The organism is Pseudomonas maioricensis, from assembly GCF_022790535.1.
In the GTDB taxonomy this organism is placed as follows: domain Bacteria; phylum Pseudomonadota; class Gammaproteobacteria; order Pseudomonadales; family Pseudomonadaceae; genus Aquipseudomonas; species Aquipseudomonas maioricensis.
The window spans coordinates 13,478-36,015 of the sequence record NZ_LOHG01000018.1; the positions used below are offsets into that span (position 1 = coordinate 13,478).

General features: G+C 58.5%; 14 protein-coding genes and 1 pseudogene. 10 read left to right on the forward strand and 5 right to left on the reverse strand.

The window, feature by feature from the left end; genetic code table 11:
• Positions 1-9 precede the first annotated feature (9 nt).
• A pseudogene (locus tag AUC61_RS21885) lies at positions 10-1,623 on the reverse strand (ShlB/FhaC/HecB family hemolysin secretion/activation protein); the annotation flags it as partial.
• 1,051 nt (positions 1,624-2,674) lie between these two features.
• Here AUC61_RS21885 and wecB point away from each other — a divergent pair.
• The 7 genes from wecB (at position 2,675) to AUC61_RS21920 (ending at position 13,360) form a co-directional block, all read left to right on the forward strand.
• Complete coding sequence (gene wecB, locus AUC61_RS21890; RefSeq protein WP_243248336.1) at positions 2,675-3,907, forward strand: non-hydrolyzing UDP-N-acetylglucosamine 2-epimerase; 1,233 nt, start codon at positions 2,675-2,677, stop codon at positions 3,905-3,907.
• A gap of 40 nt (positions 3,908-3,947) precedes the next feature.
• Positions 3,948-6,158 (forward strand): cellulose biosynthesis cyclic di-GMP-binding regulatory protein BcsB, encoded by a 2,211-nt coding sequence (locus tag AUC61_RS21895; protein WP_243248253.1) that lies wholly within the window; start codon positions 3,948-3,950, stop codon positions 6,156-6,158.
• 12 nt (positions 6,159-6,170) lie between these two features.
• Positions 6,171-8,285: a glycosyl transferase family protein gene (locus AUC61_RS21900; protein WP_243248255.1), complete on the forward strand. Its 2,115-nt coding sequence runs from the start codon at positions 6,171-6,173 to the stop codon at positions 8,283-8,285.
• Positions 8,282-10,849 (forward strand): NfrA family protein, encoded by a 2,568-nt coding sequence (locus tag AUC61_RS21905; RefSeq protein WP_243248257.1) that lies wholly within the window; start codon positions 8,282-8,284, stop codon positions 10,847-10,849. Before AUC61_RS21900 ends, AUC61_RS21905 begins: the two co-directional genes overlap by 4 nt.
• An 8-nt stretch (positions 10,850-10,857) precedes the next feature.
• Entirely contained in the window at positions 10,858-11,511 is a 654-nt protein-coding gene (locus tag AUC61_RS21910) for an alginate O-acetyltransferase AlgF (protein ID WP_243248262.1), read from the forward strand.
• The gene (locus tag AUC61_RS21915; RefSeq protein ID WP_243248263.1) at positions 11,508-12,500 is read left to right on the forward strand and encodes an alginate O-acetyltransferase AlgX-related protein; all 993 of its coding nucleotides are present in this window, start codon (positions 11,508-11,510) and stop codon (positions 12,498-12,500) included. Before AUC61_RS21910 ends, AUC61_RS21915 begins: the two co-directional genes overlap by 4 nt.
• A 77-nt stretch (positions 12,501-12,577) precedes the next feature.
• Positions 12,578-13,360: an alpha-amylase family protein gene (locus AUC61_RS21920; protein ID WP_422765579.1), complete on the forward strand. Its 783-nt coding sequence runs from the start codon at positions 12,578-12,580 to the stop codon at positions 13,358-13,360.
• Between the two features lie 145 nt (positions 13,361-13,505).
• On the opposite strand, the gene AUC61_RS21925 is transcribed toward AUC61_RS21920, so the two are convergent.
• The 4 genes from AUC61_RS21925 to AUC61_RS21940 all read right to left on the reverse strand — a co-directional run bounded on the left by AUC61_RS21925 (position 13,506) and on the right by AUC61_RS21940 (position 17,852).
• The gene (locus AUC61_RS21925) at positions 13,506-14,759 is read right to left on the reverse strand and encodes an OprD family porin (RefSeq protein WP_243248266.1); all 1,254 of its coding nucleotides are present in this window, start codon (positions 14,757-14,759) and stop codon (positions 13,506-13,508) included.
• Between the two features lie 174 nt (positions 14,760-14,933).
• A complete protein-coding gene (locus AUC61_RS21930) occupies positions 14,934-15,959 on the reverse strand; it encodes a TRAP transporter substrate-binding protein (protein WP_243248268.1) in 1,026 nt (341 codons plus the stop codon).
• Between the two features lie 52 nt (positions 15,960-16,011).
• Positions 16,012-17,292, reverse strand: coding sequence for a TRAP transporter large permease subunit (locus AUC61_RS21935; RefSeq protein ID WP_243248269.1), 1,281 nt, complete (start codon positions 17,290-17,292; stop codon positions 16,012-16,014).
• Entirely contained in the window at positions 17,289-17,852 is a 564-nt protein-coding gene (locus AUC61_RS21940) for a TRAP transporter small permease (RefSeq protein ID WP_243248270.1), read from the reverse strand. Before AUC61_RS21940 ends, AUC61_RS21935 begins: the two co-directional genes overlap by 4 nt.
• A gap of 486 nt (positions 17,853-18,338) precedes the next feature.
• On the opposite strand from AUC61_RS21940, the gene AUC61_RS21945 reads away from it, so the two are divergent.
• From AUC61_RS21945 to AUC61_RS21955, 3 genes are all read left to right on the forward strand, one after another.
• The gene (locus tag AUC61_RS21945; RefSeq protein ID WP_243248272.1) at positions 18,339-18,767 is read left to right on the forward strand and encodes an NUDIX hydrolase; all 429 of its coding nucleotides are present in this window, start codon (positions 18,339-18,341) and stop codon (positions 18,765-18,767) included.
• A 75-nt stretch (positions 18,768-18,842) separates the two neighbouring features.
• Entirely contained in the window at positions 18,843-20,537 is a 1,695-nt protein-coding gene (locus tag AUC61_RS21950; protein ID WP_243248273.1) for a sensor domain-containing diguanylate cyclase, read from the forward strand.
• Positions 20,538-20,644: 107 nt separating this feature from the next.
• Positions 20,645-22,441 (forward strand): methyl-accepting chemotaxis protein, encoded by a 1,797-nt coding sequence (locus AUC61_RS21955; RefSeq protein ID WP_243248275.1) that lies wholly within the window; start codon positions 20,645-20,647, stop codon positions 22,439-22,441.
• Positions 22,442-22,538 lie beyond the last annotated feature (97 nt).

Consider the following 22,538-nt stretch of genomic DNA (forward strand, 5'->3'; position numbering starts at 1 on the left):
TTGGCGGGATCAGAGAATAAGTTCGAGGCGGAAATAGATCGGGGCTTCACGTTCACTGAGGGCCACAGGCCGCTCCAGCGAGTGCGCGAACGTCACGCTGGCGGACACATGTTTGCCACGGGCGGACAGTTCCAGGGAGTTGCTGGACACCCGGCCGTTCTGGCCGCCGCTGTTGTCATCGCGGCGAATCACGCCCTGGTCGTAGCCGATGCCCAGGCTGTATTGCTGGAAGACCGGCTGCAGCCAGTCGAGGGTGACCGGGCGAGTCCAGCGCAAATCGTTGCGCCAGTAACCGCCGCTGTCGCCGGAGAGAAACTGCTCCTTGTAGCCGCGCACGGCTGACTGGCCGCTGACGCTGAAACGCTGGCTGTTGTAGAGCATGTCTTCACTGCGCTGACCGGTGGCCAGGCTGCTGAAACTGAAGCGCTCGTCACCGATCTGGAACGGCTGCAGATAACTGAGGGTGGCGGTGTATTTGCGATAGCGTGCGGTGGGTTCGTTGCTGGCGCGCTCGCCTTCGCCCATGGCGTCCAGAGCACCAACGCCCTGCTGCATGCCCAGTTCAAGGTTGGCGAACGCGCTGCCCACCACACGGCCATGACTGAAACCGAACTGAGCTTCGGTGATGCGCTGGCCGCCGTTGGCCAGTTCGCTGTCTTCGATGAAGTTACGGGTGCGCAGATGGCTCAGGCCAGCGCTCAGGGCGGTTTTACCTTTGGCGTCACGGTGGATGACGCGCTCGGCGCGAAACTGGTGGGTCTGACTTTCACCGGTGTATTTGAAGTCGAACCCGACGCCCTGGCCGAGGGTGCGGTATTCACTGTCGCTGTAGGTGTAACTGAAATTCCACCAGCCCCATGGCAGGTTGTAATTGAGCATGCTGCTGTAATAGCTGCGCTGATGGTCGCTGACCGCGTCGCGGCCGCCACGCAGGTTCAATTGATCCGCCAGGCCCAAAGGGCTGTCCCAGTCCAGGCCCACGCCCCACTGCTGTTCGCCGGTGCTTTTCTGGCCATCGTTATGGCGGGCCAGTGTGGCGCGCCAGGGTTTTTGCGGGGTGTTCTTGACCAGCACCGTGCTGCCACCCACGGCGCTTCCGGGGGCCAGCTCCATCTTTGCCTGATTGGAAGGGAGACGGTTGAGCTGATCGAGCAGTTGCTCGATCTGGCGCAGGTTCAACTCCTGGCCTTCGCGCCCCGGAAAAGCCATGGCCAGCTCGCGTGGCGACAAGCCGCTGCCCGTGTCGCCCTTGAGGCTTTCCAGCTTGCCTTCGACGACCAGCACTTGAAGCGTGCCTTGGGACAGGTCCTGTTGCGGCAGGTAGGCGCGGGTCGTCACCAGGCCTTTATCGATGTAGTGATCGGTGATGGCCTTGAGTACGCCATTAAGCTGCGCCACCCCGAGGCATTGGCCGATGAAGGGTTCAAGCAGCGCATCACGCTCGCGGGTGGACAGCGAGGCCGCGCCTTTGAGCTCGATGGTTTTGATCGGGAAGCAACGGGTATCGGCGGGTGCTACCGGGGCCGTTGGCGTTTGCTGGCGACCGGGCAAGTCCTTGAGTTCTTCAAGGCGACGGCGTTGCTCTTCGAGCAGGCGATCCTGACGGTCACGGATAAGGTCTTGCACCCGGTCAGGCGATGATTTTTAAACAGTGCTGCCGCTATCGCGAGCAAGCTCGCTCCTACAGGGCCCGCGGTGTCAGGGACGCTGGAGCAGCTCCTGGCAGTAACGACTAACTCTATGATTGGAATGCTTTTAACTGTAGGAGTGAGCTTGCTCGCGATCGCACCCGGTCAGGCGATGATTTTTAAACAGTGCTGCCGCTATCGCGAGCAAGCTCGCTCCTACAGGGCCCGCGGTGTCAGGGACGCTGGGGCAGCTCCTGGCAGTAACAATTCAACTCTATGATTGGAATGCTTTCTAACTGTAGGAGTGAGCTTGCTCGCGATCACCCCCTGTCAGGCGATGATTTTTCAACAGAGGAGCAATGTCAGAGGCGCGGGGCGATCTTCTTCACTTCATTGATGTGATGTGATGTAAGGCACACACAACACGACCTTCTATATAGGCACGCGGCTATTCCGGTGATTGAAGTGTGGCAGGCAGTACGGAACCGATGTAGTGTCCGCGCGGCTGACCAGAGAAAATCTTTCAGGTTCAAAACTATTATCGAACTACACTTGTGATTCATGCAGTATTGTCGGACACTCTGCACTGCCGACAATATACAGGCGTCATTCAACCGACTCGCAAGTTATCAAGAACCCAGGCTGACAACCGCCTACACAAAAGATTCAACACGCAGTGACGAGCGGTACACAGATAATATAAAAACCTTTAAATACAGCACCTTAAAACAAGTAACGCCCTTCCAGACGCCCTCCGTCAAATTCACCCGAAACCTTTTAAAGACTCATCGATAAACCAAAAGTTTCGCCCTGCGAAATTAAACATAAAAAGTGTATATAAATCTTTGCACTCATTGCGAATGCTGCTAATAATCGGCCCTGTTCCGGGAAGCAAGGCAATGCGCCATATCACACGAAGTGAATAATCATGTCTCCATTCTGATTTAACCCCGGCCCACTAAAACTCATTCGCTAGTTAACTCAAGCGCCCTCCGGCCTTGGGTCGGCTACTGTGCGGCGCAATAAATTTGCGCGAGGAGGGCATCATCGCTCGCAGTCATTCAAGGATTAAAGTCCTGTCGATTTTCGGCACGCGGCCTGAAGCCATCAAGATGGCGCCACTGGTTAAAGCGCTTGCGGCTGAATCAGGTGTCCACTCGCTCATCTGCGTAACGGGCCAGCATCAAAGCATGCTCAGGCAGGTGATGGATCTGTTCGATCTCACGCCTGACTTCAGCCTCGACGTGATGAAGCCGAATCAGAACCTCAATACGCTAACGGCCTCGCTGTACGACGCCATTGATCCGGTGCTGGACATGATCCAGCCAGACCGCGTTCTGGTACATGGCGATACCACCTCAGCCATGGTTGCGGCGATGGCTGCGTTCCACCGGCGCATCCCGGTCGGCCATGTGGAAGCCGGTCTGCGTACCGGAGACATCCGCTCGCCGTGGCCGGAAGAGATGAACCGCCGCTGTATTGATCTGGGCGCCGACCTGTTGTTTGCACCGACGTTTGAGTCGCGCACCAATTTGCTCGGCGAACGCCTGCAAGGCCGCTCCTTCGTCACCGGTAATACCGTGATTGATGCGCTGCAACTCACTGCAGAGCGCATCAATAAGGACAACGCGCTGCGCGACCGTCTTGATAGCCAGTTTGCCTTTATCAAGCCTGGTCGCAAGGTGCTATTGGTCACCGGTCACCGTCGGGAAAACTTCGGCGACGGCTTCCTCGATATCTGTAAAGCCCTGCGCCAGCTGGCCAGCCGCAACGACATTCAGATCGTCTACCCCGTGCACCTGAACCCCAATGTTCAAGGCCCGGTCAACGAGCATCTGGGCGGTCTGGATAATGTGCACCTGATCGAGCCGCTGGATTACCTGGCGTTCGTGCGCTTGATGCAGCGTGCTCACGTGATCCTGACCGACTCGGGCGGCGTGCAGGAAGAAGCCCCTTCCCTTGGTAAACCCGTGCTGGTGATGCGCGAAGTGACCGAGCGGCCGGAAGCGGTTGCCGCTGGCACTGTGCGGTTGGTCGGTACCTCACCTGAATCGATCGTCAACGGCGTGTCCGCGCTCTACGACGACGACCTGCTGTGGCGTCGCGCTTCCCAGGCAGCCAACCCTTACGGTGACGGCAAGGCCAGCTCGCGGATCGTCGACGTCTTGCTGGGCAGACCCATGCATGAGTTTGTGGTGGGCAAGCCACCGCGCGACATCGACATCCCACGGGTCATTACCCATACCGCCCTGAACCATCCGGTATCCACATTCCAATAAACATTAAACATTCGCCCCCAACAACCCGAGATCTGCCTGAATGAAGTCTTCCGTTGCCACCCAATCGGGCGCGCTCAGCGCCCTTGCCTGTGGCGTGAGCCTGCTCGCGCTCGTGCCTAACTTTGCCCTGGCCGCTGACAGCCCGCTCACTCAGGCGATCAATCGGTTGAACACTGATACCCAACAGCAGCGCGAAATTCGCCTGAGTGATCTGGGTATCGATACGCCGATCATCCTCGGCTCCACCGATTCGCGGCGCGAGCTGTATCTGCCGGTTCCGGCCGGGGTACCGCTGACTGACGCGACCTTGCAGTTCGATGCCAGTTACCTGAATGGTGAAGGCGGACGCAACACCATGCTGTTGTCGCTGGATGGCTACCCGGTGCGTGCAGAAGGCCTGACTGAACCGCAAGGAAGTGCCAATGCCACGTTGGGCGTCGACAAGGCCGCACGCGACAGCGGTTCGGTGCGGCTGGGCGTTGCCTGGTCGTCGATTGTTTCGCGCGTGCTGTGTGAAGACGAACGCGTTATCGGCAACGTATTGCGCATCGACCCGAGCACCCGCCTGACCTACAGCTATAACGCCAACGATCTGCAGGATATCGGCGCAGCGTGGAACGCCCTGCCCGGCAAGCCAGGCATCATGGTTGCTCCTGGCAGTTTGTCTGCTGAAAGTTACGACGCCGCCTGGCGAATAGGCGTGGCGCTGGAGCGCATCGGTAAATACGCACGCATCCTGCCCTTCCCTGCCTTGCAGGACAGTGTCGACCTGAGCGCGCTGCGTGTTCCCGCTGAGCTGCTGAATATTCCCGCGTTTGCCAGCCTCAATGGCAAAGGCACGCAAACCCTGAGCGACCCGGCACAAATCGGTGCGTTGCTGGTGTTGGGCCAGACGCCGAACGTGCAGGCAGACCTGGCGATCAATGATCCGCAACTGCTCAAGGCAATCAACGAATCGCTGGACGCTTTGCATACTCAGATTCAAGGCCGCGATGCAGCGGCTGCCGATGCGCTGAACCAGTGGCGTGAGCGCCACATCAACGCAGGCCAGAAAACCGGCAAAGACAACGTACGCCTGGCCTTGCTGGGCAGCCGTCCGATGCTGATGATTGCCCCCGACGCCACCACCAAAGCGCTGACGATGTTCAGCTCGGCGTGGAACAAACTGGCTCGTACTCGCCAGTTGGCCATCAGCGAAGCGCAAGCCCCGCTGGACACCGATGGCCGTGTAGCGCTGTCGCGACTGGGCGGCGAGCCGGGCACCATCGACGTGTTGGCCAAGGCCGACTGGAGTGCTTCGTTCCCGCTGGGCGCCGTCGCCTATGACGGGCGCTTGCCAGTCAAGGCGGTGATTGATGTCTCTGCTGCGCCGGGTGCTTCGGACACGGCCCCTGTCGCCTCGCTGTTCCTCAATGACTACCTGATTGGCGCGCAGCAGCTGGAAGCCAATGGCGAGAAACAACGCATTGAAGCGCGCATCCCGCGTTATGCCCTGGGTTCGACCAACGTGCTGCGCGTTTCCTTCCAGCGCCAGCCGGTCAGCGACCGTTGCCTGGAAACCCCTCAGGCGTTCCCGGTTGCAGTACGCCCGACCAGCCACATCGTGCTGGAGAAAACCACGCCGAGCGATGACTTCGCAGGCATGGCCGCACGTTTCGCGGTGGACACTCAAGTGTTGGTACCACAAGCCTGGCTGGATCACCCGGCCAGCAGTTTGCCGCAGGTGATTTCGGTGGCCAGCGCCAGCGGTGTTTCACCATTGCGGGCACAGCTGAAAGTCAGCGCCGACCCGAAAGCCGCGGTCACGCCTGACAAATCCTTCCTCGCCTTCGCCCTGCCGATCAAAGACAGCAAACAGGCCGTGCAAGTTGATGATCAAGGTCGTCTGCGCATCAACCACAAGGATCAGGTCCTGCTGGACGTGACTCAGTTGAATAACCTCGCTTCCCTGCAAGTGGTCGAGTCCGGCAGACAGCACGGTCTGGTTTATCAGACGCTGGGCGCTGACGCACCGCAGTTCGCCAAGCCGATTCTGCTGACCCGTGGCGACACGAGCATTCTGGGTAGCAACGGCGCGCTGACCACCGTAGACAGCAAAGACCCGAACGGCAGCCAGATGATCGATGATGACGAGCCAAAAGGTCTGGACGCATGGCGCACGCCTTCCCTGCTCTGGCTGATCCCGGGCGGCATCCTGTTGTTCCTCGTATTGTTGCTGGCTGGCCGTAGCGCCCGTCGCAATCGCCAGTAACGGGAACCTGAGATGACGTCGCTTTATTGGCCCTACTGGCTGGCCCACTACTACAGCTTCCTGGAAGTCGCGACGATTGTGGTCGCCATACTGATCCTGATTTCCAGCCTGGACGATCTGTTCATTGACCTGTGGTACTGGTCTCGCCGGATATTCCGCAGCTTCACTGCCGGGCGCAAATACCGCCCGCTGACCGCCGAGCAATTGGTCGCCCGGGATGAGCAGCCCCTGGCGATCATGGTCCCGGCGTGGCTGGAATACGACGTCATCGCCCCCATGATCGAAAACATGGTGTCGACGCTGGATTACCAGAACTACGTGGTGTTTGTCGGCACCTACATCAACGACCAGCGCACCATCGACGAAGTCGAACGTATGCGTCGCCGTTACAAGCAGTTGCACCGTGTAGAAGTCCCGCACGCCGGGCCGACCTGCAAAGCTGACTGCCTGAACTGGGTGATTCAGGCGATTTTCCTGCACGAGAAAACCCAAGGCATAACCTTCGCCGGAGTGGTGTTGCACGACAGTGAAGACGTGCTGCACCCGCTGGAATTGCGCCTGTTCAATTACCTGCTGCCGCGCAAGGACATGATTCAACTGCCCGTGGTTTCGCTTGAGCGCAACTGGTACGAATGGGTCGCGGGCACCTACATGGACGAGTTTGCCGAATGGCACGGCAAAGACCTGGTGGTGCGCGAAAGCATGAGTGACACCGTGCCTTCCGCCGGTGTCGGCACTTGTTTCTCCCACCGGGCGCTACGTGTGCTGGCCGGGGAAACCCAGAACATGCCGTTCAACACCGATAGCCTCACCGAGGACTACGATGTAGGCGCGCGCCTGGCAAAAGTCGGCATGAACGCGATCTTCGTGCGCTTCCCGGTGGAGTACCGGGTGCTGCGTAAATCGTGGTTCAGAAAGCCTTACGAGTCGACCCTGAAAATGCCCCTGTGCGTACGGGAGTTTTTCCCCGATACGTTCCGCACCGCGTTTCGCCAGAAAGCTCGCTGGACACTGGGCATCGGCCTGCAAGGTTGGGAACAGATGGGCTGGAACGGCTCGCTGGCCAACCGTTATCTGTTGTTTCGTGACCGCAAAGGCATCATTACCGCTTTCGTCAGCATCATTGCGTACCTGATTCTGGTGCAACTGCTGGCGTTGATCATCCTGCGCCAGAGCGGCTTGTGGAATACGAGCTTCCCTACCCCGTTTGAAACCAATGGCTTCATCAAATACCTGTTGCTGGCCAACGGTATCGCCCTGGCCTGGCGCGTCATTCACCGCTGCTATTTCACTGGCGTTCTGTACGGCTGGCAGCATGCATTGCTGTCCATCCCCCGCATGGTCGTCGGTAACTTCGTCAACTTCATGGCCGCCTCCCGCGCCTGGAAGATGTTTATCGTTGGCAAGGTCATGAACCGCAAGCTGGTCTGGGATAAAACCATGCACGACTTCCCGTCCACCGATCTGGTGGCGGTAGCGCCGCGCAAACTGGGCAGCGTGCTGTTGTCATGGCAGGCCATCAACGACAGCAACCTGCAGAGTGCACTGGCTGAACAGCAGACTCGCCAGTTGCCACTGGGGCGGATCCTGCTCAACAACGGCTGGCTGGATGATGAAACCCTGGCCGAAGCCATCGCGTTCCAGAACGACTTGCCGCGTGTGTTCGACGTCGCGTCGAAGGCCGGACTTGCAGCACCCGTATTAGCCGACGAGTTTGCCCTGCGCTGGCGTGTCGTACCGCTGGGCCTGAGCCCTGAGGGTCGTCCACAAGTTGCCGTGGCCAGCCCGTTGTCAGTTGAAGGGCTGGAAGAGATCAGCACCGAGCTGGGCAGCGAGCCTGTGCAATTGATTGCCCGGGAAAGCGAAATCATCAGCCAGTTGCGTCAACTCGATGCCTCCGATGACCGTGCATTGCCACACGCCAGTGCGCCGCTGCTGGGTGATCTGCTGATCGAAATGGGTCTGCTGGATCGCACTGTATTCAACAACGCGATGCTGCATTACAAACCGCAGCAACACGGCCGTATCGGCGATTATCTGGTGGATATCGGCGTACTGCCGAGGGCTACCATCGAACAGGCGGTCGCTCGCCAGCACAGCCATTATCAGCCGGAGCCGACATTATGAGACGCTCTCTGCTGAGCCTGATGGTCGCGGGCGCAAGCCTGCTGCCCGCATTAAGCTACGGCGAAACGCTGCCTCTGCCGTTGACCGGTCCGGCTTATCAAACCGCCAACGAAGCCTACAGCGCTTACGATCGCAAAGATTACGACCTGGCGATTGCCAAGGCGCGCGAGGCGTTGCGTCAGCGTGCCGACGTAACCCGGTTGAACCGGCTGATCGAACTGGCGGAACGTGACAAGGACATGCGCGATAATCCGCGTCGCTATCCAAACGCGCGCCAGTCCCCCGGCTTCGCGGCCGCTGCTCAAGCGTTTAAAGCGTACGACCGCGATGACTTCGGTGTTGCGGCGCAGTCCGCTCGCAAAGCCATCGCCGTGGCCCCCAAACGCATGGATTATCGGTTGTTGCTGATCGAATCCTTGCAGCGCCAACAGCATCTGGTCGAAGCCGATCAGGCAACCACCGAAGCGCTGCGGGTCTTCCCGGATGACGACGCGTTGTTGATGCGCCGCGAGGCCATTCGCCGTCAGATCGCTGCACCGCTGGCCATTGCCGGTTATCGCGCGCTGGAACAGAACAACCTGCCAGAAGCCGTGAATCAAGCCCGCCGAGCAGTCGGCTGGGCTCCGGAAATCGCTGCTAACCAGCAACTGTTGATCAGCGCCCTGCTCGCCTCCCGGGACTATCCCGCAGCCGAACAGGCCGCAACCGGTGCACTGGCACAGGACGACGGCGAAATTGCACCGTGGGTGCTGCGCAGCTATGCACTGGACCGTCAGGGTAAAACTCAAGCAGCGCAGGCAGACTTGAATCAAGCGCTGGCCATTGAAGGTTTGCTGGATTCCGAGGAGCGCGAGATTCGTTTCTTCGCAGCGGATCTGGCGCTGGCCAGCGGCAATCCACAACAAGCGCTCGACCAGTTGCAACAACTGAAGCCAGACGAGGGTGGCGAAGTCGCCCGTCGTCGTGCCGCTGCGCAGGTGGTGGTACGCCAGCAAAGCAAAGGCCTGAAAACCGCCGTGCGCTTCCCTGCCCCGGCATTGAACTGTCAGGAAAGCGCCTTCGGCCTGATCTGCGATATCTGGCCAGGCAACCAGCGCGATGCGGGAACCGACACTGCCGTGCAAGCTTACGCCGCATTGGCCCGCAAGGACTCGGCTTCGGCCGCCGCCCTCGCCCGCGAGGCTATTCGCCGCGCGCCGCAAAACCCGGCTTATCGCAGCTTGCTGGTCAGTGCTTTGACTGAACAAAAACGTCTACCGGAAGCGATTGATGCGGCCAGTGAAGGCATTGCCGCCAACGGCGACGATGCCCGCCTGCTGGCTCAACGTGGTTGGCTGCGCCAACAAACCGGAGATGATTCCGGGGCGCGCAAAGACTTCACCCAGGCCTTGGCGCTCGGCAGCCTGCCGACGTATGAAGAAGCCAGCCTTTACGCGGCGCTGGGTCAGCGCCGGACGGCACGTGAGCGCTTGCAGCAAGCCCGTGATGCAGGCGAGCTGGAAGGCATGAGCAATCTGCAGGTGGCTTATCTCTCGGTACAGGCCGGTGACGACGAGGCGGCACATGACTCGTTTCGCAAGGCGGACACCGAGGCGCCACTGCCGCCAACCGCCACTCAGGATGCGGCGTACAACGCCATGCGCGTCAATGATGACGAGCAAGCGGTCGGTTACTTCAAGCGCGTGATCGACGCGAAAAACTCCGGTGAGCTGGAGATGCCTGCTCAGCAGCTGTTTGATACCCGCCGAGCCGTGGCCGACGTGTCGCGCACCTGGGGCCTGATCAGCACCACGAGCTATCGCGGCAACAGCTCCAGCAGCGGCTTGAGCTCAGCACCGAGTACCGGCAGCAATGGCAACGGTGGAAGTGGTGGCAGCAGCAATGACAGCCTGCAGAACAGTACCGAACTGTCATGGCGCCCACTGGGTTATCGCAACGCACGCTTCGTCGAGCTTTACGGACGAATCACCGACACCTTGTGGGCCAGGAACAGCGACTCCGACACCGGCCTCGACGCACTGCAAGGCGCGCTCGGCGTACGGGTCAAACCGTTCTCGTCGCTGAACGTGATGGCGGCTGCGGAACGAACCTTTCCGATCGGTTCCTCAAACGTCGACGGGGACTGGCTGCTGCGTCTGGGTTACGGCTCCAGCATCGGCACCGACCTGCGGGTCGACACGCCAAGCTGGTGGACCTCGCAGTTGTTCGCCGAAGCCGGTCACTACGTCAACGATTCGCGCAATTACTTCAACAGCGAATGGCAAGGCGGCCGCAGCTACGCCATCGGCGGTACTGGCTCGCGTTGGGTCACCTTTCCGCATGTGGTGGCCGCTTACGACTACGACTCGAAGATGAACAGCAAAACCGGTGCAGATGGCCGCGCTGATTATTCGTCGGGCCACGCGGCAGGCGTTGGTGTGGGTAATAACGTGCGCTACTGGTTCCGCGAAGACGCTTACAACGCGCCCCGCTCCTACGTGGATTTTTCTCTGCAATATCGAGTGAAGGTGTCTGGCGATGACCGCGCCAAAGGCGTGTTTGCTCGACTGACTTACTCTTACTGAGGACTGATATGTACCCTCGAATCTGCTTGTGGCTGGGCATGAGTCTGGCTGCCACCTCGGCCCAGGCCGCGTCTGAAATCGCTCAGTTGTATGAATCAAAACTGCCGGAAGGCTCTGCCTGGGTCCGGGTGGTCAATCCATCCGACAGCACCCTGCAGGTACGCATTGATCAGGGCGCTAGCTTCAACCTGTCCGCGCAATCGACACTGGCCAGCCCGTTTCAGGTAGTCGATGGCCGTCAGCCCTTACGCCTGACGGTGAATGGCCGTGAGATAAAAGACCTCAAGGCTCCAGCCAACGCTTTTGTCACGCTGATCCTCGACAGCAACCCCGCCGCAGCTCCACGGTTGGTGGTTGACCCGCCTGTGCGCGGCAAGGACTTGCGTGCCGAGCTGAACCTTTACAACCTGAGCAACGGCTGCGAAAAGGCGGATGTCAAACTGGCCAACGGCTCCAGCGTGTTCAGCCAGGTGCCACTCAAGGGCCAGGCGCAGCGCACCATCAATCCGGTGCAAGCGACCCTGATTGCCAGTTGTGGTCAGAGCGCCAGCCTGCCGTTCAAACTGGAACCGTTCAAGGCCGGTGATCGCTATAGCCTGTTTCTGATCGGCTCGGGCCAGACGCCGCGTCTGGTCGGCCTCGTCGATCAGACTGCGCCATGATGGCCCGACTGAATATGTCCCTCTCCGGTCGCCGCCTGCCGCTGCCCGCGATGATGACCGCCGTATTATTGCTGGGCTTCTCCAGCACTGCGGTACAGGCTGCTTCGGCAGTGATCACCGGCAAAGACGGCTGGTTGTTTCCGGCCTGGGAAAGCCTGAACAAAGTCGACAATGCCGGTACCACCCGCAGCATCGCGCTGATCAAGGATGTGCAGCAGCAACTTGAGCGCAACAAGATCGCTCTGGTGGTGCTGGTCGTGCCCATGAAAGCGCCGTTTTATGCGCAGCGCCTGCCCGCCGATCAGCCGCTGAAACCTGCCGTGGCGCAACGTTACGAGCAATTGCAAGGCGCGATGCACAAGGCTGGTCTGACCACGCTGGACATCAAGCCGATCCTGCAGCAAACCGAACACGGTGATCAAACGGCGTTCTACCGCGCCGACTATCACTGGACGGCCTGGAGTGCCGAGAACACGGCTGATGCCACGGCAAACCTGATCAAGCAGCGCTATACGTTGCAGGGCGAGCCCGGTGGCGGCGCCGTACTCGGTGAGTGGTTCGACAAGCGAGCGTTTGGCGATCTGGCCAGTAACTTCCTGCCTGCGGTCAAGCGCAAAGCCATTGGCCGGGACATCTACACCGTGCGTCATCAGGTGGAAAAAGACTTGTTGATCGACGATGCACCTGCGCCCGTTCATGTGATTGGCAACAGCTTTGTACAGCCTTATCTGGGCTTCACGCAGAAGCTGTCCAACGCGCTGGACCGACCGGTGACGCTGACCTGGAACCCGGGAGATGTCGGACCTTGGGCCACCCTGCTGCAATACTTGCAGTCAACGGATTTTGCCCAGCAGAAACCTCAGGTGATCGTATGGCAATTCAACGAAGGCCAGTTTCATCAAGGCCCTGATGCGTCGGCCAACTGGAACGCCAAAGGCGTGGTTTCGTTGAGCCAGTGGCATCAGCGCATCAACAAGGCGCTACCGTGAGGATTACAGGTAGGCCGTTAAACCGTGCGACTCTGACCGCTCTGCTGCTTGCAGCCATGATAGGGACAGGGATCGCCATGTTGATAGCAAACGCAGTTAAACCGTTGAATCCGGGAATCGTCGGTATGGTCTGGCAATCGGACAACGCCACGGTGGGCATCAAGGGAGACTGGCACAAACTCGGCGCACGGGAATTGCTGGTGCAGTGGACAGTCGTCGACGATCAGGCGTTTGTTCCGGGTACTGGCTTGCCCGGCGTGCCGGTCATGCCTGACTGGGTACGGATCGGCAAAGAGCCCTGGGCCAAAGACGTTATCGTCGGTCTGGCCGGGTATTTCAGCGAGAATCGCTCACGGGATAACGTTGAGCAACTGGCTAAACTTTCAGAGCGCGTTGCCAAACTCTCTTTGCCGCTGAACGTCACGGGCTACTATTTTCCAGCCGAAGTTGATCCCAGCTGGACAAAGGCCAAGGAGCTGCCTGCACTGCTGGCCAAACTGCCAAGGCCTTTATGGATCAGCGTTTACGACGGCGCCAATATCGGCCCTGCTGCTACGGCTGACTGGCTCAAGCAATGGCTACCCGACGACATCGGCGTGTTCTTCCAGGACGGCGTCGGCGTCTACGCCCGCACAGCCCCGGTGGCTCGCACCTATGCCGATGCGCTGCGCGACAGACTGGGCAAGGACCGCGTGCGAATCATCGCCGAAGCTTTCCGCCCGCAATACGGTGGCGGTTTCCGCTCAGCCACCGTAGATGAGCTCAAACCGCAGCTGGAAGCGTATGACGGCTACCCGCTGTACCTGTTCGACGGCCCGCACTACGTGACGCCGGAGTTGGTGAAACAGCTGTTGAAATGAGGCTGGCAAATCAGCCGGATTGCCAGGTCCTGTAGGAGTGAGCTTGCTCGCGATGGCGACAGGTCAGGCGAACACTTATCGACAGAAACATCGAATCGCGAGCAAGCTCACTCCTACAGAGTTCCGTTTTAAACCGTACTACTGATTACAAAATCGATAACGGGTAGTTGATGATCAGGCGGTTTTCGTCGAACTCGTTGTTGCTGAAATCACGGCGCATGGTGGAGTTGCGCCACTTGAGATTGAGCTTCTTCAGGACGCCGCTCTGAATGGTGTAGGCCAGCTCGGTTTCCCGCGCCCATTCCTTGCCATCGGTGGTGGCTGACGTTCTGACGTTGTCGCCGCTGATGTAGCGGTTCATCAAGGTCAGGCCCGGGACGCCAAGCCCGGCGAAGTCGTAATCGTGGCGGACTTGCCAGGAGCGCTCTTCGGCGTTATCGAAGCTGGCGTTGTAGCTGTCGTTAGCCAGCGTACCGCCACTGGTGCCGTTGACCCGCATCCAGGTGTCGCCACTGACTTTTTGCAGGCCCACGTAGAACACATGAGCGCCATACTTGGCAGAGAACAATCCCGAATACGTCTTGTTATCCAGATTGCCAGCCAGCTCGCGCCCGTCTTCCCCGCCTTTGAAGAACCCCAGATTTGCCCCCAGCGTCCAGTCGCCCAACGGCTGGCTGTGCACCAATTGCAGGTATTGCTGGTTATAAACGTCTTTCAGCTCCGCGCCCCACACGCCGACCATGGTGCGATTCTGATTGAACTTGTACTCGCCGCCGACGAAGTTGAATCGATCAGACACACCACCACCGAAGTTCATGTCCTCCATGCTTGCGTCGTTACGTGGGCTGTTGCCCTGAAACTGGCCGCCATAAAGGGTCAGGCCATCGATTTCATTGGAGGTGATCTGCGCGCCCTGGAAGGTTTGAGGCAGCGAGCGGCCGTCATCCGAACGCAGGATCGGCAATACCGGCATCCACTCCCCGACCTTCAATTCGGTTTTCGAGATCCGTGCCTTGCCCGCCACGGCCAGCCGACCGAAATCATCGGCCGGACGCCCGTCACTGTGGCGTGGCAACAACGCCGTACCGTAAGTACCGCCACCGCCGTCCAGCTTCACCGACCACATGCCCAATACATCAACGCCAAACCCCACCACGCCCTGAGTAAAACCGGACTTGGCATCCAGAATGAAACTCTGCGTCCATTCTTCGGCTTTGCTTTGCGGGTTAGTCGGGTCAACAAAGTTGCGATTGATATAGAAGTTGCGCAAGCCCAGAGTGACCTTGGCATCGTCAGCGAAACCCGCAGCCATTGCGCCACCCGGCGCGATCAACGACAGCCCCAGCGCCGTTGTGGTGAAACCGAGAACATTCGCTGCAAGGGTATTTAATTTAGCCATTTTTGTTATCCCCATTTCAGTTGGACGAGCACAGTCATACGCGACCTGAAAAGGCCCGTATTACCGGTTCAACGTGGTTAACCGTCACGGGATTTGCGTGACGGGATTATGCGTATTTCACTTCAAACGGCGGCCATAAGCGGCACTGCCGACTTATGGCCCTTCAGGCAGGACTTATTGCCCGGCACGCACCTTGGCGATTTCGTCGTACATCAACTTCACCAGCTCGCCATCAAGTTTTTCCGAGTACTTCTTGATCACCGGCTGAACGCGCTCACGGAAACGATCTTTCTCTTCTGCAGAAATGTCGTTCACGGCTACGTTTTTTTGCTGTTCAAGATAACCACGGGCCTTGTCCATGCTGCTTGCAGTCACTTCACGTTGATACTGCTGAGCTTTTACCGCAGCGTCTTTAACCAGCTTCTTTTCATCGTCATTCAGCTTGTTCCAGGTTTTCTGGCCAATGATGAAAGACTGCGGATTGAAGATATGCCCGGTCGTCGAGATGTACTTCTGCACTTCATAAAACTTGCTGCCCTGAATCACCGTCAGCGGGTTCTCCTGACCGTCGATGACGCCCTGCTCCAGGCCGGTGTAGACCTCAGGGAAGGCCATGGCTACCGGATTTGCACCCAGCGCGTTGAAGGTGTCCAGATAGATCGGCGACTGGATCACGCGGATCTTCAGGCCCTGCATGTCTTCCAGCTTGTTGATCGGGTGCTTGCTGTTGGTCACGTTGCGAAACCCAAGGTCCCAGTAACCGAGGCTGACCAGCCCTTTGCTGTCCAGTTGCGCAGCGAGCTTCTGACCGACCGGGCCATCGATAACGGCGTGGGCCTCTTCGATGTTATTGAACAGGAACGGGAAGTCGAGCATGGCAAAGTCCGGCGCCTGGGCAGCCAGAATGCCGGAGTTCAGGACAGTCATGTCCAGGGTGCCGCCCTGCAACGCGGAAACCGTCACGACGTCACCGCCCAGAGTGCCCCCCGGAAACAGCTTGACCTTGATCTTGCCACCGCTGCTTTGCGCCAGCAGCTCGGCGAACTTCTGAGCCCCCTGCCCCTGTGGATGTTCCTGTACGTTCTGGAACGCGAAGCGCAGCGTGCGCTCACGAATTTCAGCCGCATGGCTGGCCATGCTGCCCAGCAGCAGACCTGTGGCGCAGGCCCCGGCCAGCAGGGTTTTCATCAGTTTTTGCATGTCACTCTCCATATTGTTTTTAGAAGTCGAGTTACGGGAATGCACACCGGTATCAGCCGGTGAAAAACTTCAACGGTACAAGCACCAGCGAAGGGAACAGCACCAGCAGAAACAGCACAACAAACTGGGCCAGCATGAACGGCCAGACACCGCGAATGATTTCATCCATGCTGATTTTGGAAACACCACACACCACGTTCAGCACCGTTCCCACAGGGGGCGTAATCAACCCGATGGCGCAATTGATCATGAACAGCACGCCGAAATACACCGGGTCGATACCGGCCATGACCACAGCAGGCATCAGCACCGGGGTCAGCAGCAGGATGGTCGGGGTCATGTCCATGGCCGTACCGACCACAATCACCAGCAACATGATGACGATCAGCAATATCGTCTGGTTGTCCATGAACGGCTCAAGCACGCCAGCCAGTTGGTCCGGCAGTTCGGCAATGGTCACCAGCCACGACGAGACCATGGCGGCAGCGACCAGAAACATCACCACAGAAGTCGTTTTCGCGGAGGCCAGAATCAGGTCGTACAACTGATTGATCTTGATTTCCCGGTAGATCACCAACGCAACAAACAGCGAGTAAACCGCGGCGACCACTGCGGCTTCTGTGGGTGTAAAAATCCCGAACTTCAGGCCGAAGACGATGATCATCGGCAAACCCAGTGCCCATAGCCCTTCGATCAGGGTGCGCATGACTTGCGCCGCGCTTTGTTTTGGGGGCGGCTCGATATTTTCCTTCCGGGAAACGAACCACCACGCCACTGCCAACGATGCACCGAGCATCAGCCCCGGCACGATACCGGCCAGAAACAGCTTGGAGATCGAAACGCCGGACGCGACACCAAACACGATGAAACCAATACTCGGCGGAATCACCGGCGCGATAATGCCGCCGGCCGCGATCAACCCCGCCGAGTGAGCACGGTTGTGCCCGGCACGCACCATCATCGGCACCAGCAATGCTGCAAGCGCTGCAGCGTCGGCCACCGCGGAACCCGACAGCGATGCCAGCAAGCACGACGCAAGAATGGCCACGTAACCCAGACCACCGCGCTTATGCCCCACCAACGCCATGGCAATGTTGACGATCCGTTTGGACAGACCGCCCGCATTCATGATTTCGCCCGCCAGCATGAAAAACGGCACGGCCATCAAGGGAAAACTGTCAGCGCCGTTGAGCAGGTTCTGCGCAATGATCTGGGCATCGAACAGGTCGAGTTGCACCATCAGGGCGACACTGACCAGCAGTAAAGCGAACGCGATTGGAATGCCCAGCGCCATGGTGCCAATCAACGAACCGAGAAAAATAACCAGAGTCATGGATGGGTTCTCTCAACAGGCGGTTGCTGGCTGTGGATCTGCTTGATTTCCTCGGAGGCGTCGCTGTCCGTGACCATTACCAGCTCGTCATCCGCCAGTTTGCCGGTCATCACCAGGTACAACTCATACACCAGGATCGCCGCAGCGCTGGCACCAAACACCAACCCCGACGAGTAGAACAACGCCATGGATAAACCTGACGCGGGTGCGACCACGTCTATGTTGATGACCGCCTGCTGCCAACTGCCGATGAACACCAGCCAGCAGATGTAAAGCATCATCAGGTGCCCTACCACCAGGCAGAAACGCTTGCCACCAGCGGGCAAACGCCGGACCAGGCTGTCGAAACCCATATGGGCACGGTCTTTGAGCGCTACCAGCGCGCCGAGAAAGATCATCCAGACGAACAACCAGCGCGACAGCTCTTCCGACACGCTGATGCCCGAGTTGAAGGCATAGCGCAGCACGACATTACCGAACACCAGCAAGAGCATGGCGATCATGCACAACACAATCAGCAGCTTGAGCAGTTTGAAGTACAGGCCGACTATTCTTTTCATTATTGATACCTCGCAGAAACCCTGAACCCGACGCAATGAGCGTAGCGCGGCGAAGGCAACTACCGGTCTGGCGCTGACTGAGATGTGGTGCACACGCAGATATCGCGCAAGATCAAACAAGCAACAGATGGTTGCGTGACGGGGAATTCGAAGATGAACAATTGCGGCCGCATGAGGGTGTCTCCATTGTTTTTATTGTTCCTCGGCACTGATGGCCAAGGTTTATGAGATGGAAAATGTACTAACCGGTTAATTCGGTCAATATCAAAAAATTAACCTGTTCGGGCATTTGCGAGACAGAGCGCACTTAGATTTATCGCAAAAATCTTCGAAAAGTAAGCCATCAAGCTCCATCAGCAGCAAAAAACCGGATAAATGCTTTATCTGAACGACCAGCAATGAAAAACAAAAGCGTGCGATTATCGATTATTTTCTGATTAATTCAGCCCTCTACCGTTATCAGTGTCCTCGCTCAGGAGGTTGTCCATGCTCAAACATTCGCCGTTCTCCGGAGCCAAAATCGCCCTCCTCAGCGAAGGTCAGATATTGATCTATCTGCGCGATGACAAAACCGACATCCCCTGGCCAGGACTATGGGACCTCCCCGGCGGCGGTCGCGAAGGCAATGAAACACCGCTGGAATGCGCATTACGCGAAACAGAGGAAGAGTTCGGATTGACGGTTGACCCCACTAGCGTGGTCTGGACGCGGGTTTACCCCGGCCAGGGGGCAAATGGCCTGGACACCTGGTTCTATGTCGCCGAAGTACCGCCCGGCACTTTCGCCACTTTGCGTTTCGGCGATGAGGGCCAGCGCTGGGAGGTCACGACAGTAGAAGCTTTTCTATCTAATAGCAGCGCCATAAAGCACTTTCAGCAGCGACTAAGGGAGTACCTGCTTCAAGTCAGCTTTTAACGCACTAAAGTGATACTGGCGGCTGATGCAAGTTGCGCATAACATGCCGTGATTCCATATAGCCAGATATCACCCATGATAATAGCCAGCTTGCGCAGCCACCTGACACTCTGGTTCGCCGGACTGTCGCTGCTCGCCTTACTGAGCGTGGGTTTCTATGTCGGCCACATCGCCACCGAACAAATCAAGCAAGCCAGCGGCAGCTCCCTGCTCAGCACTGCGAAGTCAGCCGCGACGATGCTGGGCACTCAGTTGCGCGAGCGTCAGCTGGAAATATTCCTGCTCAGCCGCGAACCGCATCTGGTGCGCGGCAATCTGGATGACCCGGACATCTTGCCGTCGATGGAGCTGCGCACCCAGTCTCATTCCGAGTACGCCTGGATGGGCGTTGCCGATACCAGCGGTAAAGTCCGGCAAGGCGTGAAAGGCTTGCTGCTCAATCAGTCAGTGCTAGAGCGCCCCTGGTTCAAGGCCGGCCTGCAAGGCCCGTATACCGGCGACCCTCATGAAGCCGTCTTGCTGGCCAAGCTGTTGCCCGCCGACGCCAGTGGTGAATTGCTGCGCTTCATCGATTTTGCTGCGCCGATACGCACCGCTGACGGTACGGTGGTCGGAGTCCTTAGCGCGCATGTGCACTGGAACTGGATGACCCGGATCGTCGAATCGGCCATTTTGCGCGAAGGGGTCACCGCTGACCTTGAAGTGCTCATCGTCAATGGCGACGGGGCGGTGCTCTACCCTCAACAACTGACCGGACAGAAACGTCCCGAGCTGCTCGCTACACAACAACCTTCAGCTCCGGGAAAAGCCGCTGGCGCGCCGGAATGGTCCGAAGACGCTGACTACCTCTCCAGCGTCTTGAAGGTCCCTACTCCACCCTCCGCCAACCTGGCGTGGTACATCGTGGTTCGCCAGCCTCTGGATACAGCGCTGCAGCCTGCGCGGATCCTACTCTACAAACTGCTGATACTCGGTGTTCTGGCCGCGCTGGCCTTTGGCGTGGTGGCCTACTATCTGGCCCAGCACATGAGTCGCCCTATCGAGCAACTGGCACGCGCAGCCAAACGGATACAGGCCAAACAGCCCGGTGCTGAATTTCCTCAGGAGCATTCAGTACGGGAAATTGCCCAGCTGGGCCAGTCCATCCAGAGCATGACCGAATCGCTTCTGGACAAGGAACGCGAGCTGCAAGACACCAATGCCTCGCTTGAGGCCACCGTCAAGCAACGCACCGCAGCACTTACCCAGGCCAACGCCGACCTGCTGAAAATGGCGACCCACGACGCGCTGACCGGGGTTTACAACCGAAGGCGTTTTGACGAAAAGCTGCTTGAGTGCAGCCAACTGTTCGAGCGTACAAAACGGCCTTTTGCCTTGCTGTTCATTGACGCCGACCACTTCAAACATGTCAACGACACCTACGGCCATGCCACCGGTGATGACGTGCTGCACCAATTGGCACAGCTGATTGAGGAAAACACACGCGCCACTGATTTCGTGGCCCGTTATGGCGGAGAAGAGTTCGCCGTTCTATTGCCTGAAGCGGACGGCGAAGAAAGCCCGGAAGTCGTCGCTGAAAGAATTCGCAAGGCCGTCGCCGAGTCGACTTTTGACCTCGTTGGGCAAGTCACCGTCAGCATTGGTATCGGCGTGGCTGATGCCGCGGATGCCAATACCACCGCGCTCATCAAGCGGGCCGATCAGCAGCTTTATCAGGCGAAGGCATCAGGCCGAAACAGAGTGGCTAGCAAGGCTATCGTCGACACATAAGAATCGCGCAACGATCGCGCCGCGCCAGGTCACGTTAAAGCTTTGCCCCCTGCGGTCGACGACTACCTATTAAAGAATAATTTATAAACTTGCAGAGGAGCAGCGGGATGCGGATGTTCAAGGCCTTGTATGAGTCTATCGAAATGCAATTTTTCGATTCGCTGACCAAAAAGCTCTCAAGCCTTTTTCTGCTGGTCGCCGTCAGCGGGCTGTTGTACTGGATAGCCCTGAGCATTCGCGCCGACATTGTTCAGCAACTGCGCGGCGCACAACTGGATGCCGCCGTGCTGAGCCAGATTGAGGGCAGCCTGAACGGCCTGAGCAATGCGATTCTGTTCAGTACGCTGTTCACCCTGTTCATGGTCAGCTTCATGGTCTGGTATTTCCGCCACCTGATCGTGCGCCCGGTGACGCACATGACCAATGCCCTTGCAGAGATCGCCAATGGTGAAGGTGACCTGTCCAGAGATCTGCCGCTGCTGACCCACGACGAGATACGCGTGCTGGCCAGCACCTGCAACCGCTTTCTGGGTAAACAACGGGAGATCATCAGCAACGTGCAGGCACTGACCGTGCACATCGCCGTAGAGTCGGCTCGCTCGCTGAAAAACATCAGTGATTCCAGCGACAGCGCAACCCATCAGGCACGTTTCGCCAAGGAAGTGATGGATCAAAGCAACATGGCGGTAGGCAATATCCAGGAGGTTTCCCAGCAAACCCAGGGCATTTCCAGCACCACCGCGCAAAACCTGAGCATGGCCCGCGACTCCTACGCCGAGCTGCTGGAGGTCACCGGCAATATCAGCGAGATTTCCAGCAGCCTTAACGAATTCGGCACACTGGTCTCTGCACTCAATCAGCGCTCGTCGAGCATCAAGTCCATCGTGGGTCTGATCCAGCAGATTTCCTCGCAAACCAACCTGCTCGCGCTCAATGCGGCCATCGAAGCGGCCCGTGCCGGAGAAAGCGGTCGAGGCTTTGCGGTCGTCGCCGATGAGGTTCGAACGCTGGCGCAGAACGTCAGCAAAGCCACCGACGATATTTCGCAGAACATTGACGCAATGCTCAGAGAAGTCAGTTCCACTCATGAGCAGACCACCCAGATCAGCCACAGCGCACGGGAAACGCAAAAGGTCGTTGAGCGAGCGTCCGGGCATTTCGAGACGATGATCGGCGACTTCGAGTCCACTAACGGCAAGCTTGCCGACATCGCCGAACATATCCTGCAGTTCGCGGAAAGCAACAACGGCATTAATGACCGTGTGACGCAGATCTACGCCGACAGCCAGTCTATCGATCAACGCATGCAACACTCCGCCACGGCGACCCGGGACCTGTCAGGGGTCGCGGAGCGAGTGCAAACCATGCTCGGCAAGTTTGTGCTGGGGCATGGCGCCCTGGATGCGGCGATTACCCGCGCCAGCCAGTGCCGTGATCTGCTGCAGGAGCGCCTTGCGGAGCTGCACCGTGGCGGGCTGAATCTGTTTGATCAGAATTACAAGTTGATCCCCGGCACCGACCCCAAGCAGTACATGACGAGCTATACGGAGCGCTTCGCTCAGGCCTGCCAGGAGGAATGCGACAAGCTGACCAAGGGCACAAAGGGCGGCAAGGTTTCGTTCATTGTCGACACCAAGGGTTACTGCCCGGTGAACAACAGTTGGGTATCGAAGCAGCCTACGGGCGATCGCGCCATTGACTTGCCTGTGTGCCGCAACAAGCGGATGTTCGCTGACCCTATAGGCCTGCGTGCAGCGGGCAACACCCAACGCTTCCTGCTACAGACGTACCTGCGCGATACCGGGGAGATCATGACCGAGATCGATGTTCCGTTCTTCTTTGACGGACGTCATTGGGGCAACTTGCGGATGGGGTTTGATGCGGCGGTGTTGCTGGCGGAGTAATTGAGGGGATGCTGGCTCAATCCATATTGTCTGCAAGCTTGATCTTGATCTTGTAGGAGCTGCCGGAGGCTGCGATCGCGATGTATCAGGTGAAATG